Annotated in this window: 15 protein-coding genes; 10 read left to right on the top strand and 5 right to left on the bottom strand. The window is 59.1% G+C overall.

Features of this window, described 5'->3' with window-relative positions:
• Positions 1–67: 67 nt before the first annotated feature.
• Both IT444_05265 and IT444_05260 read right to left on the bottom strand, forming a co-directional pair.
• Positions 68–301: a hypothetical protein gene (locus IT444_05265; protein MCC7192174.1), complete on the bottom strand. Its 234-nt coding sequence runs from the start codon at positions 299–301 to the stop codon at positions 68–70.
• Positions 298–834, bottom strand: a complete 537-nt coding sequence (locus IT444_05260; protein ID MCC7192173.1) for a hypothetical protein — start codon at positions 832–834, stop codon at positions 298–300. The genes IT444_05265 and IT444_05260 overlap by 4 nt, the downstream gene beginning before the upstream one ends.
• A gap of 195 nt (positions 835–1,029) precedes the next feature.
• Between IT444_05260 and IT444_05255 the strand changes: the two genes are divergently transcribed.
• The 4 genes from IT444_05255 to IT444_05240 all read left to right on the top strand — a co-directional run bounded on the left by IT444_05255 (position 1,030) and on the right by IT444_05240 (position 3,973).
• The gene (locus IT444_05255) at positions 1,030–1,308 is read left to right on the top strand and encodes a hypothetical protein (GenBank protein ID MCC7192172.1); all 279 of its coding nucleotides are present in this window, start codon (positions 1,030–1,032) and stop codon (positions 1,306–1,308) included.
• Positions 1,309–1,350: 42 nt separating this feature from the next.
• A complete protein-coding gene (locus IT444_05250; protein MCC7192171.1) occupies positions 1,351–1,773 on the top strand; it encodes a hypothetical protein in 423 nt (140 codons plus the stop codon).
• A gap of 165 nt (positions 1,774–1,938) precedes the next feature.
• Positions 1,939–2,469, top strand: coding sequence for an NUDIX domain-containing protein (locus IT444_05245; GenBank protein ID MCC7192170.1), 531 nt, complete (start codon positions 1,939–1,941; stop codon positions 2,467–2,469).
• A gap of 412 nt (positions 2,470–2,881) precedes the next feature.
• Positions 2,882–3,973 carry a helix-turn-helix transcriptional regulator gene (locus IT444_05240; GenBank protein MCC7192169.1) on the top strand — a complete coding sequence of 364 codons (1,092 nt, stop codon included), beginning with the start codon at positions 2,882–2,884 and terminating at the stop codon, positions 3,971–3,973.
• 96 nt (positions 3,974–4,069) lie between these two features.
• On the opposite strand, the gene IT444_05235 is transcribed toward IT444_05240, so the two are convergent.
• Positions 4,070–4,768: a 4Fe-4S dicluster domain-containing protein gene (locus IT444_05235; GenBank protein MCC7192168.1), complete on the bottom strand. Its 699-nt coding sequence runs from the start codon at positions 4,766–4,768 to the stop codon at positions 4,070–4,072.
• A gap of 80 nt (positions 4,769–4,848) precedes the next feature.
• Here IT444_05235 and IT444_05230 point away from each other — a divergent pair, with 80 nt between their 5' ends.
• Together IT444_05230 and IT444_05225 are read left to right on the top strand one after the other, a co-directional pair.
• Positions 4,849–5,592, top strand: coding sequence for a hypothetical protein (locus IT444_05230; protein ID MCC7192167.1), 744 nt, complete (start codon positions 4,849–4,851; stop codon positions 5,590–5,592).
• On the top strand, positions 5,589–6,110 hold the full coding sequence (locus IT444_05225) for a hypothetical protein (GenBank protein MCC7192166.1): 522 nt from the start codon (positions 5,589–5,591) through the stop codon (positions 6,108–6,110). The genes IT444_05230 and IT444_05225 overlap by 4 nt, the downstream gene beginning before the upstream one ends.
• Before the next feature lie 6 nt (positions 6,111–6,116).
• On the opposite strand, the gene IT444_05220 is transcribed toward IT444_05225, so the two are convergent.
• On the bottom strand, positions 6,117–6,977 hold the full coding sequence (locus IT444_05220) for a pantoate--beta-alanine ligase (protein ID MCC7192165.1): 861 nt from the start codon (positions 6,975–6,977) through the stop codon (positions 6,117–6,119).
• A 107-nt stretch (positions 6,978–7,084) separates the two neighbouring features.
• Here IT444_05220 and prmC point away from each other — a divergent pair, with 107 nt between their 5' ends.
• Positions 7,085–7,963: a peptide chain release factor N(5)-glutamine methyltransferase gene (gene prmC / locus IT444_05215; GenBank protein ID MCC7192164.1), complete on the top strand. Its 879-nt coding sequence runs from the start codon at positions 7,085–7,087 to the stop codon at positions 7,961–7,963.
• A 70-nt stretch (positions 7,964–8,033) separates the two neighbouring features.
• On the opposite strand, the gene IT444_05210 is transcribed toward prmC, so the two are convergent.
• Positions 8,034–8,666 (bottom strand): hypothetical protein, encoded by a 633-nt coding sequence (locus IT444_05210; protein MCC7192163.1) that lies wholly within the window; start codon positions 8,664–8,666, stop codon positions 8,034–8,036.
• Positions 8,667–8,798: 132 nt separating this feature from the next.
• On the opposite strand from IT444_05210, the gene IT444_05205 reads away from it, so the two are divergent.
• From IT444_05205 to IT444_05195, 3 genes are all read left to right on the top strand, one after another.
• Positions 8,799–9,746, top strand: coding sequence for a GNAT family N-acetyltransferase (locus IT444_05205; GenBank protein MCC7192162.1), 948 nt, complete (start codon positions 8,799–8,801; stop codon positions 9,744–9,746).
• Positions 9,747–10,255: 509 nt separating this feature from the next.
• Positions 10,256–11,749: an ATP-binding protein gene (locus tag IT444_05200; protein ID MCC7192161.1), complete on the top strand. Its 1,494-nt coding sequence runs from the start codon at positions 10,256–10,258 to the stop codon at positions 11,747–11,749.
• A gap of 104 nt (positions 11,750–11,853) precedes the next feature.
• Positions 11,854–12,735: a hypothetical protein gene (locus tag IT444_05195; protein MCC7192160.1), complete on the top strand. Its 882-nt coding sequence runs from the start codon at positions 11,854–11,856 to the stop codon at positions 12,733–12,735.
• Positions 12,736–12,760: the final 25 nt, after the last annotated feature.

Below are 12,760 nucleotides of genomic sequence, written 5' to 3'. Positions count from 1 at the left end.
ATTCAGGAATGTGAGTCTCGAATAAGGCCCGTTTGATTTTGCAGAAACGTCCGGCTGCGCGGGTTATTTACACCATCTCAGTCACCAGCCAGAGAGCAGCGGCGGCCAGAATCATAAATGCGATGATCTGGCCGGTGAGAAACAACGCTTGACGGGGAAGCTGCGAAAGATCATCGAGCTTGATCGCCTTGTACACGACGGAGATCGCCAGCACGAGCGGGGGAAGCAGCAGCATCCAGTACGTGTCGAGCGGCAGCGGCTCAAAGAACGGACGCCACGCCAGCGTGATGAACTCCATCATGCGGCACCTCCCGGCATGGCGGAGGCATCGTGCCGCACGCGGCCAGGTTCACGGTAGAGAACATCAATGACCGCCAGCAGGTTAAGCAGTCCCGCAAGTGCCGTGTAAAGAATGCCCTGTTCGTCCACACGACCGTAGCTAGGCTCATACGACGGGTTGAGCTTCGGGTGCGGCGGCTGGAGAGGCAAAGTCCCGCGTCCCTGTTCGGGAAGATAAACCGGCTCTACTCGTGGCAGCGAATGACTGCGCCACGGTGCGTCAGCCGCACGCCGCATCCGTCCCTCCACCACACCCGCGACCACAGAAGGAGCCATCAGCGATTGGCCGACGGACCATGCAGGATGTTCAACCCAGTCGAAAACGCCGATGCCGCCGATGATGAAGCCGGCAATCCAGAGTACGCCGATGGTTGCGGCAAGAATGCCCGCTCGCTGTTTCTCCCCCAGGAGCAGATGACCCAGACCGGGAAAGAGCCAGGCGGCGACGGCTGCGGTAAAGTTCCAGCGTGACACGCCGGATATCGGGGAACTCAAATGAATCTCCAGTTCAGTTTGTCGGCTTCATTGGCCGCAAGGCACCCCGGGATTTTCAAAATGGAAACGAAATCCATTGACAAACCCCGATCCGTCGATAGTGTAACCGCCAGTTTAAAGCCGTCACCCTTGAGGAACTTACGCATCATCGCTCCGCCAAATGTTCAATGGGGTGCTTCTTTGGGAGGTTCTGTCATGTTTGAGCTTATCGATCCGGTGGTTGAAATCACGCTTGGGACGCCAACGTCCGATACCTCTGGCCTTGCGGCCTCGTCGGAATGGGAACGGCCCTGGGACTTCGTCATGGCTGAGGACGAAGACCTTGAGGACGACGACTTTTTTGACGATGAAGATGACGACGAGGAGTTCGAAGACGAAGAAGACGACGATTTCCTCGAAGACGACGAGGAAGATGACGACGACGACTTCTTCGACGATGACGACGACGAAGAAGACGACGACGACACGGAATAACGGCCCGCGCTCCCCACGGACGCTGGCTGTGGGGAGAAATACATGGATTCGCCTAAAGTTTCGACCGACCAGCCCAATACGTCTGATCCGCAGCGCCGCATACCAGGTCCGGACCGCCGCCAGTCGGTCGTCGATCTGCGTCCGCCCGGCACAGGGCTGGAGCGCCGTCGCGGGCCGGGGCGTCGCCGAACCGACTTCATGAAAGCAGCTGAAGAGGGTGAGATGACCAACGAACAGTTTCTGTTCGTCCGCGCCATCGATGCCTACAAGCGCGTCAACCAGAAGCCCTATCCGACGTGGACGGAAGTACTCGAAGTCATCCGCAAGCTCGGCTACCGCAAGACGGCGAAGATGGGCCTCGATCTGGCGGGCTGTGAGGACTGGACCGAAGCCGCCGACGCCCCCGCCTTCGCTCCTAAAAGTAAGTTCAACGGCCCATCGCTGGCGGGAATCCGCGACGAGTAACGCTCAGCCTCCACTTGCCTGAGTCGCATTCCATCCCTTTTACGCCAGCACCCGCGGCTCCAAAGCCCCCGCACATGGAACCGAGGGACACTGTCATTTTTTGAGGGTCTGTTGGTACGTACTCCGGTCGTTGACCTCCGACCGTTCGGGCACGACACTGCGTTGATGCAGGGATCCCCGCCTTACAAAATCGCAGTGCTCTGTTATCTCTTCGACCACCAAGGCCGCGTCTTGCTGCTTCACCGACGCAAACCACCTAATCGTGATCTTTATTCCCCGATCGGCGGCAAACTGGATCAAGCTGTGGGTGAAAGTCCCACCGCCTGCGCTGCTAGAGAAATCGCTGAGGAGACCGGCGTCGAGGTCCAGCCAGCCGATCTTCACCTGACCGGTATCGTCTCCGAGTCAGGCTACGATCAAACGCACTGGCTGATGTTTCTTTACGAGGTCAACCGACCAGTACACGTCGAACGCACCACCTTCGATGAAGGTCGCCTCGAATGGCACTCACCCGCAGCCATAGGGACACTCCCCATACCACCCACGGATCGCTCGGTCATCTGGCCGCTCTTCTGGCGCTACCGCGGACGGTTTTTTGCCGTCCACATCCACTGCGATGGAGGTGAGCTTCGCTGGCGGCTGGAACAACCCGTCCTTGATGCCGGCACCTTGGCAACAAATCTCCCGCTGGTTTAGAGCCTTCCCGCTGAACCACAACTGAGCTGATGACCCAGATGGTCACCCGTTGGCGGAGAGGGGAATACCAGACTTAGCATGCCAATCTGCGACTATGACAGTCGCAGCATAGCGTTGGATGGGTCACGCACTCTGCTCGATGAGAGATCATGGCTGACAGCAGTACTAGCCAAGCAAATTCATAGCACCTCGGCGGCTGGGGTTGGGGGATGATGACGCCGCGGCTCGCAATAATCAGCGTGCCGTCAGCCGGGACTTGATGCCGCCACATTATTCTCGAATTGAAATACAAAATTTTGTGATTTCAAGGTTGATTTATGCCGGTCCATGACTAGAGTTATCTCGGATGTAAATCGTTTCAACGTGTATTTTCACCCCGGTTCTGTCTCAACGAAAGAGTTCAAGAAACATCATGTTCGGAGACCTCGCTTCGAGGATTCTTGGCGTCGCATCGCCTTGGGATCCTGACCCTCACCGTTTCATCGCTTCCGCCCGCGAACAAGTACCTTTTGATGGATTGGTACTTGCAGTTTTCAGCGGCAGAAATCCTCAGCCGGACGAAGTGCTTGCGCATTCCGGGATCTCGCATGAAATCGTCAACCAGTGGTGCCGCGCCGGGCTGGAGTCGCTGGGATTATTCCGCCAGGCGTGCAGAAGTGGAATCGCCCTCGCGTCGGAAGCTCAGGGTGCTGCCGACATGGGCATCTCAGCCGATGGCGACGTGATGCTCCACGTATTGCCGGAGTCATTGGTGGATCAAAGCTGGTGGTTTCTGCTGCTGACGAACAATCACCGGCCGTTTACGCTGCTCGAACAGCGAATCGCCAGCTTGCTGCTGCGTCACTGGCAGGTGGGTTTCAACCAGGTGCAGAAGCCGTTAACCGGTCGATTGCTCATTGGTCACGACAACCGTCTCATCCACGCGGACCCGTGGACCCAGCTCATGCTGCTGGAGCACCCTGAGGTATTGGGTCAGTTGACCGACACGCTTCACAAGGTCGTGGAACAGCGATGGGAAAAAATCACTGATCACCTGATCTATGACTTTGCGGTCGAACTGGCAGCTCGTCCGTTCTGGGTGCGCTTCCACCGCGACAGCACGACGAATATTCCGTTGAGTCAGCATTGGTTCCTCGAATTGCATCCACTCGAAAAAGGCGAGTTGCCGTTGATCAACAACGTGGATGACGTGCGCATCGCGCGGGCATTGGGATACATCCACCAGAACTTCAACCATGCGCCGGACCTGTCAACCATCGCCGAGGCGGTGCAGGTAAGCCCGTTCCATTTCCACCGGTTGTTCAGCCGCAGCGTGGGGATCAGCCCCAAGCACTACCTTCAGGCAAAACAGCTTCAATACGCCAAGTGGCTGTTGCGCGGCTCACGCGAGCCGGTAAGCTCCATCGCCGCTAAAGCCGGCTTCGCCAGCCACGGCCACTTTTCCTCGACATTCCAGAAAGTCGTGGGGATGAGCCCGACGCAATATCGGGATAAACACACTTGAGATGCCGGGTTGTCGGGACATCCGTTAAGGGTGTTCTGTCAGACAATCGCGCTCCGGGCTTCCCTGATCCGCGTCATTCGTCTCGAGGTGTCTGAGCTATCGCGGTTCGACCCAGATGCTCGCTGGCTCCGTCGGGCAGGAACGTTCGCAGACACCGCAACCGACGCAACCCTCGCGCACTTCCACAATGCCTTGTGATGTCAGGCTCAGGGCCGACTCGCCCACCGGGCAGGATGTCACACACAGTCGGCAGTCCTCGCGCTGACCGGATTCTCCGCGCAGGCATCGGGTCATATCGACCACCGCCACACCCATTTCAATCTGAGAGACGGACTCCACCAGTTTCAGGGCACCGGTCGGGCAGGCCTTCATGCAGCTCAAGTCCGAGCAGATCACGCAGGGCGACTCGCGAGCGATGATGTGCGGCAAGCCGCCGGCACGCGCCGGCACCAGATCGATACACTGCGCGGGGCAAACTCGGACGCAATCTCCGCAACGGCTGCATGTCTGGGCGAATGCCTCCTCCGGCAAGGCTCCCGGCGGACGGAGAAAGCGGATGTGCTGCACGGGCGGCGCGTGCGCCGATGCCGCCTGGGATGGTTCCGACTGCTTTGGCGCGGGAGGCGGGGGTGAGACCGCTCGCTGAATGGCTTCCCGGATACCGCGTGTCCGGTCTTCGGCTGCATCAAAGCCACGCAGGAAGATTTGACGAAAAAAAGACCGCCGATCGGTCGATGATCTAGGGGGGACATTGTTGGGATCGGCAGCCACAGCTTGTCTCCACAGACGGAACATCCTTATCGTATGCTTTGACGGGCCGGTTCGGACCATCCGATAAAGAACATTTACGAAAGATCAGCAGGAAGGATTGATCGATGCGACGAATGACCCTGGGAATGATTGTGCTGGCGGCCTTTGTGGGGCTGACGGGTTGTAGTGCCAGTCGAAACGAACACTCGTTCAAGAGCGAACCGCACCTGCCGACGACGCTCCAACTCACCGACGCCCTCAGCGGGAACGTGATCTGGGCGATGAACATTCCCGTGGGTGACCGGCTCACGGTGGACTTTGACCGACCCAATGATGTCGAGTTCATCAAGAACGCACACGAGCCGCCTTCTCTGATGAAATGGAAGCTCTACCACATCGCTACCGGCTGGCAGAGTCACCCCTACAAGACAGGCGAGATCGACCTGAACTCGCGCGTGGTGATGAAGGTGAGTTACCGCCCCACCCCGGAATACCCGCCGGGCTACAAGGTGGCAGGCGTGCCGGAGTCAGAGATCGCCAGCGTGACGCAGGACACGACCCCGCCGGCCAAAGCCGAGATTCCCAAGCATGACACGCTGAATCCCAACCAGCAGGGAGAAAACATCTCCCCCGCTGTCGCTGACGTACCAACGACCGCCGCGACTGGTGAAGCAGCGCCAGTGGCGGAACCCACTGACAATGCCGCTACTCCTGCCGCCGAAAAACCGACGTCTGCGACGGAGACAACTCCGGGCGTCATTGAGACTACCCCCTCAACCACGACGCCTCCGCCCGCTGATACGGTGGCGCCTGCTGCACCAGAGCCGGCCCAACCCGCGCCGCCAGCCGATCCGAAACTGGACCTGTGAACATGAAGCTCCTGCCCCTGCTGATCCTCATAGCCATGACGCCATCTGTAATGGCGGGGCCGCGCGAAGGATTAAAGCCTGTCGATCAGACTGTGGCTGACCTTGATCCGCTGGCGCGAAGTTACCGACAGATGGAAGCGGGATTACGCTACGAAGGTGAACACAACAGCCGCCTGTACACGACCATCTCAGGCGATCAATACAGTGCCTTTGCCATGAGCGGCGCGCTGGGTACGCCGGTGAAACAACAGTATTACCGGATCGGCAAGGGTTTCATCGCCCGCGTGGACCGCATCAACTACCTGATGTACGCTCGCGATGGTGAGCTGTCGATGAATGTCACGCCACGCGAGGACGGGCAATACATCGAGATGATCGGCCCCAACACGGTCTTTGAGCTTCAGCCGCTCCAGACCAACCCTGCGCCTGCGCCGCAGCTCTACGATGCCCGAATCAACGCCCGGATCGAGCCTCGCCGCGTCGAGCTGCGCAGACTCGACAACCGCATCAGCCAATGATCGCTGCTATCCAGCGTTTCGCCCTACCACCATGTTGTCGATGAGTCGCACGGAGCCGAGTCTGCCCGCGACCAGTACCACCACACCGCCGGTCAGCGCGGGATTGATCGAGTCAAGCGGCGCCAGAGTCTGCGGGTGGCGCACCACCGCGTAATCAGGCGTGACCTGATGCGACTCGATGATTTGTTTCATGGCTGACTCGATGTTGGCTGGTTCCGTCTCACCGTCTGATTCGATAAGCAACCGCGCTGCCTGGAGGGCCTTGTAAAGTGCCCCCGCGTGTCGTCGCTGCTCGGGATCGAGGTACACATTCCGGCTCGACAGAGCCAGGCCGTCGCTTTCACGCACCGTGGCGAGTTCCGCGATCGTCACCGGCATGTTCAGGTCATCAACCATCGCCTGAATCACGCGAACCTGCTGGTAATCCTTCTGCCCGAAACACGCGACATCCGGTTGGATGATGTTGAACAATTTGGCGACCACCCGGCAGACGCCGGCAAAGTGAGTCGGCCTGACCGCGCCTTCGAGGATCGACGCCAACTGCGGAATGTTCACTTCGCTGGTGAGTTGATTGGCCGGGTACATTTCCAGAGGATCGGGGTGGAAGACACCCGAAACCCCTGCGGTTTCACATGCGGCGAGGTCCGCTTCGATAGGCCGGGGGTATTTCGCAAAGTCCTCATGCGGCGCAAACTGCGTCGGATTTACAAAAATGCTCACAACCACATGATCCGCGAGCCTGCGGGCCGACTCCATCAGCGACACATGTCCGCGGTGAAGCGCACCCATCGTTGGCACAAACGCAACACGTCCCGCAAGATCACGGCGGAGCTTTCGCGCATCAAGAACGGTACGGGCGACCCACATGCTGCGGGAGTGTACGCGATTGATACAGGCTCGGAAATGCGGCACCGACCCGCGTGGTCGCTTTGCTGCCCGTTCGCATCCGTCAAGACACGATCTAAAATCCACGCATGACCGTAAACGCAGCCCGGTGGACAACGCGGCGATTGCTCGCCTGGACGGCTGAGCATCTCGAAAAAAAAGGCGTGGATTCACCGCGTCTTTCCGCGGAGATGCTGCTGGCTCACGTGCTGGGGGTCGCGAGGATCAAGCTCTACATGGATGCCGACCGGCCCGCCAGTGAACTGGAACGGGCCGCGTACCGCGATTTGGTCGAGCGGGCTGCGAAGCACGAGCCGGTCGATTACCTCGTCGGTAACGCCCCCTTTTTTTCGATGATGCTCAAAGTCAGCCCCGCGGTGCTCATCCCCCGACCCAGCACGGAAACTCTCGTTGAACACGTGATTCAACATTGCCGCCGCACTCCGGGGTTTCACGCGCCGCTCATCGCTGACATCGGCACCGGATCGGGAGCCATCGCCATCGCACTGGCGAAACACATTCCCAACAGCCGAGTGATCGCCATCGACATTTCAGAAGACGCACTGGCGATCGCAAAGGAAAATGCCCGGTCGCAGGGAGTGGCGGTTCGAATCGACTTTCACTCTGGAAATCTGCTGGAGCCGCTCACCAGTCAGCGCGTGCGGTATCTCGTGAGCAATCCGCCCTACATCAGCGATGCCGAGTGGGAGGAAGTCCTGCCGAATGTGAAGGACTACGAGCCGGTGACCGCGTTGCGTGGCGGCACGGACGGGCTGCAATTCATCCGTGCTATCCTCGAACAAGCTCATCGCGTCATGGATACGCCTGCCCAGATCGCCATCGAAATCGCCGCTTCACAGAAAAATGCCGCCTTGGAACTGGCGCGAGTCTCGCCGCGACTGTCTAATCCGCAAGTGCTCGCGGATCACGAGGGGTTGCCCAGAGTACTGGTCGCAGACGCTGTGTAACGCAAAATTGCGCAGCGATCAACGCTACGGACTGCCTGAACCGCGAGTTAAAAATCGAAAGGTGAGGCGATTAACGCATAACCCACGTTTCGCCGTGAGGCACTACCGCCTGTTCCTGCAACCGACCGCCTGTACCGGGCAGGTTGTAGCTGGCCATCAGGGTCTTGACGACGGTAACGTTATCGCCGGTGAGCGGGTGTTTGATAACTTCCGTCTCACCATCGATGCCGGAGATGAAAATGCTCATTTCATCAATGTCATGATCGAAAGCTGGCCAGATCGCGACGCTCTCACGGGCGTTGTCCTCACCCTGAAGGAGACGACCGACGACGCGCACCGGACTCTCGAGGAGCTTGTTACCCAAACTCTGCTTGATTGCGTCAAACACGCCGGCAGGGACATTCTTTCCCGCGACAGCGATATCGCCTTGATCGGTGGACATGACGATCTCAGGGATGAACAGCCGATCCTCGCCGGTGTTGTTCTCGACCTTGTAGGTGATGTACCAGAACCACTTGACGCCATCGATGGTCTTGACCGCGATCACGGCGGGCTTGCTGTAAGTAAAGTCGAACTGCCACGACTCCGGTGCGGATGATGGCTCAGGAAAACCATACGCCCTCGGTGTCATCGGCAGCGTCATCACGGCTGCGACCGTCAGGGCAAGCACAACGGACATCATCAGCAAAGTTTTCTTAGGCATGGAAAGTTTTCCGGGGCAGGCAGGTGTAATACTTTGCCAAGCGAGATCTTGCGGCTATCGTGAGCCATTGTACGCGCGGCATGAGGACGGTCAAAACGCCGTTTCAAGCCCCGCCTCGCCAACACCCCACCCATGTCCACGATTCAGGACAAGTTTCCCCCCGCTGGTATGGACGACCCATCGGTTGTGGTCCGACGTGCCAGCCTCGAACAACGCCGCGTCGCGCTGTCGCTGTTGATCCTGGGAATGGCCCGGCCGAGTCACGCCGCCGTCGATCAATTCCTCGACTACACCCAGAAGCAGCGGATGTCACTCGAAGACCTCTGGCTCGCTTTGGAACACGACCAACCCGTTGCTGCCGGCCTGCTCGTTCCCTCGCCGGGGCGGACAGCCATCCTTTTCATTTCGCCGACCATCGTCACCGACGGCATGGTGGAGTCACGCCTCGCCCAGACGATCTGCCAATCACAGAATCCCCAGCGAGTGCGACTCGTGCAGGCGATTCTCGATCCGGGACAGGACGCCGAATCCAAAGCCTTACGGGCAGCCGGTTTCCGAAATCTCGCAACTCTCATCTACATGCAGCGGGTGACGGAACGTAGTGAGATCAAGCCAAATTTCGCTCCGGCATTTGAGCTTTGTACCTGGTCCGGCACGAATCGCGCCCTGTTTGAGCACGCCATCGAGCGAAGCTACGAAAACACGCTCGACTGCCCCGGACTACTGGGTTTGCGTCAGATCAGCGATGTCCTGGACGGCCACATGTCCAGCGGACGATTTACGCCTGATTTATGGTCCGTGATCCATCGAGACGGAAAACCGGCTGGTGTCATGCTCATCAACCTCGCTGCGACGCACCAAGGTGCGGAACTGGTTTATCTGGGTCTCAGCCCTGAAGCGAGAAACAAGGGATTAGCGCGAAAGCTGCTGGAATATGGCTTATCGCTGGCGCACCGACACGGGGCGTCGAGCCTCACGCTCGCAGTGGACGATCAAAACACGCCGGCACTCAAGCTCTACCAATCGATGCGTTTCCATGCGTATGCTCGCAAACACGCGATGATCTTTCCGATTCCGTGATCCGCTCCAATCACTCCAATGTCATCGCTGACAAAACTTTTCACGTTCGACGCGATTTTTTTTGATCGTCGAGCGTCGCAGCTTCAGTTTTCTTACGTGAAATATGCTGTTGCGCAACAGCATCAAAAAGTTATCGGCGCTTATCCACAAATTTTCCCAACATCGCGCAGAGTGAGGTGGATAAAAAAATCTTTCGTCTTCAACTTCTGATTTTTCCATCCACTTCTGTGCGAAGGAGGTGTTTTGATGATTTTCTCCCATTGCCGCGGCGCTCGAACGTCTTTATCTTTGCCTTCGTGATCATGGACGGTCGCCTCGCGGGCACCGGCCGCGAGCCGAGGACGACACCTGAAACTCGTGTCGGAGCTTGGCTGGCGTTCGGAGGCAAGGGCGGGACTGGGGACGGAACCATTTCCATCAGAGCGCGGCGAGCGCTGTAAAACCAATCTGGCGGTTACTGATCGATCAGGTCCGTCTTCCGCCGGTACCTTCCCAGAGGAGGAGAGATCGTGACTACGACCTCTTCAGATGTATCCCTCTGCCCGCCTTCGGCCATCCGCAACACCACAGAACACCTCTGTGAGCGCATCGCTCAACGCCTTTCCAGTGCGATCGGCCAACGACGTTACAGCATGTGGTTCGACCGCACCGCCAGGATCGGCCTGAGCGATGATGAGCACCGCCTCGAGGTCGCGGTGCCCAACAAGTTTGTCGCCGACTGGATCGGGCGAAACTTCGAAGGCGACCTTCGCCACGCCGCTCATCAGGAGCTTGGACGCGATATCGACGTTCGCATCGAGGTCATGCCCGCACTTTTTGCCGATTTTCGTCAGCCTGCGGCTGCCACACCGCCCGATACGGCTGCACTGACGGAAATCACCCAGCCCACACGTGTGCGTCCGCCGTTCACCACGGCTGCGCCCCTGCCTACACCCAATGCCGCCTTCCGCCACCGCCTCGAAACTTTCATCGTCGGTCCGAGCAATGAGCTGGCCTTCGCCGCCGCCCAGCGTCTGCTCGATGACGATCACTCCTCGCACCCGCTCTTTCTTCACGGCGGTTGCGGTCTGGGTAAGACCCATCTGCTTCAGGGGGTCTGCTGCCGCCTGCTCGATCGCAACCCGCAGGCCAAGGTGCTTTACACCACTGGGGAACAGTTCACCAACGAGTTTCTTGCCGCCATGCGTGCCAACAAGCTCGAAGCGTTCCGCAGGAAAATACGCCAGCTCGATCTGCTGGCGGTGGATGATGTCCATTTCCTCGCCAACAAAGCTGCAACACAGCAGGAGTTTCTGCACAGCTTCGACGCCATCGAGATGGGCGGGGCGCGGGTCATGCTCGCCAGCGACAGCCATCCCAAGTTGATCCGCCAGTTCAGCGATGCCCTCGTCAACCGGTGCGTTCGCGGCATGGTGGTGGAGATCAAGCCTCCTGACACGACAACCCGTGCCCGCATCGTCCGGGCGCTGGTGCAGCGACGGGGGCTGTGCCTCCTCGAAACCGTCATTGATGTGCTCGCCAGCCGATGCGTAGGCTCCGTGCGCGAGATCGAGGGCACTCTCGCCAAACTCCACGCCCTGGCGAGCCTCGCCCAGCAGCGTGAGGGCGGAGTAGCGGAGCCTATCGGTCACACCATCGTGAATCACCTCTTTGACGCTGATCTCCAGACGCCGCGACGAATCATTCGCTTTGATAACGTCCTGGGTGTCGTCGCGCAGGAAACAGGAGTCAGCAAGGCACAGATTCTGGCCAACGGGCGACAGGCTTCCGCGGTCCTTGCGCGATCACTGGTGATCTATCTCACCCGTCAGATGACGACCATGAGCTACCCGGAAATCGCTTCTGCCATGGGCCGAAAAAATCACTCCACGGTCATCACCGCTGCGCAGCGCGTGGAAAAACAGGTATCCGAGGGCGTGCGTGTCACGGTGCCGGCAACCATGGAGCAGGCAGAACTGTCCGACTTGGTGCAACGTCTCCGTCACGCGGTGATGCGGGCGTAACAGCAGACGCCTCGCCGTGGTACGAATCCTCCGCGCACCGTCTGATGACGAACGAAAATACGGTCGAGTATCCCGCGAGGATGGCTTGCGATATTCTTTCGCGCATGAGTGATAACAAACCTCCAACGGACAAACGCAAAATCCTCATCCAGTTCGACAGCGATCGGCACGCCAGCGTGTTCGACCGTGTGGTTGCGATTGATGCCGGAGCGGATGAGGTTTTTTCCTATGGCGGCGTCACCCTGGCGCAACTCCCCGGCCTTGTCCACGGTGCTATCTTCACACGCGGCGTACCCGACCTGAAACGAACCGCCATCTTTATCGGCGGGGCGAGCGTCGAGACAGGTGAACAACTGCTCGCGCGGACGGTGGAGACCTTCTTCGGCCCGCTGCGCGTTTCCGTGATGATGGACGCCAACGGTTCCAACACGACGGCTGCAGGTGCTGTCATCTCCGCGCGGAAACACCTCGACCTTTCCAATACCTCCGCCCTGGTACTGGGCACCGGCCCGGTCGGCATCCGTGCTGCAAGGCTACTGGCTCGTGAGAAATCCACGGTGTATCTAAGCAGCCGCAACATCCAACGGGCGCGGCAGGCAGCAGACGCGATCCATCAACAGGTCGGCGGGGCGAATCTTATCGCCTGCTCGCCTGAACAGCCGGATTCATTTGCCCAGGCTCTCGCAGCGGCGGAGTTGCTCATTGCAGCGGGACCAGCTGGGGTGCGGATGATGGACAAAGCCACGCAGACCGGCATGAAGAAACTCCGGCTCGCCATTGATCTCAATGCCGTTCCGCCGCTGGGGCTTGAAGGCATCGACATGACGGACAAAGCCAAAGATCGCAATGGCGTCTTCGCATTTGGGGCGTTAGGCGTGGGTGGAACCAAAATGAAAATCCACCGCGCCTCTATCGCCAGGCTGTTCGAGTCCAACGATCAGGTTCTCGACGCCGAAGCGATCTACGAAATCGCCAAAGGAATCTGATCTCGCTCCGATTGGAGTACCCGCC

The organism is Phycisphaeraceae bacterium (genome assembly GCA_020851465.1).
In the GTDB taxonomy this organism is placed as follows: Bacteria; Planctomycetota; Phycisphaerae; order Phycisphaerales; family Phycisphaeraceae; genus JADZCR01.
Note: the sequence above shows the minus strand (reverse complement) of the source record. Positions and strands in the feature narration are given on the sequence as shown.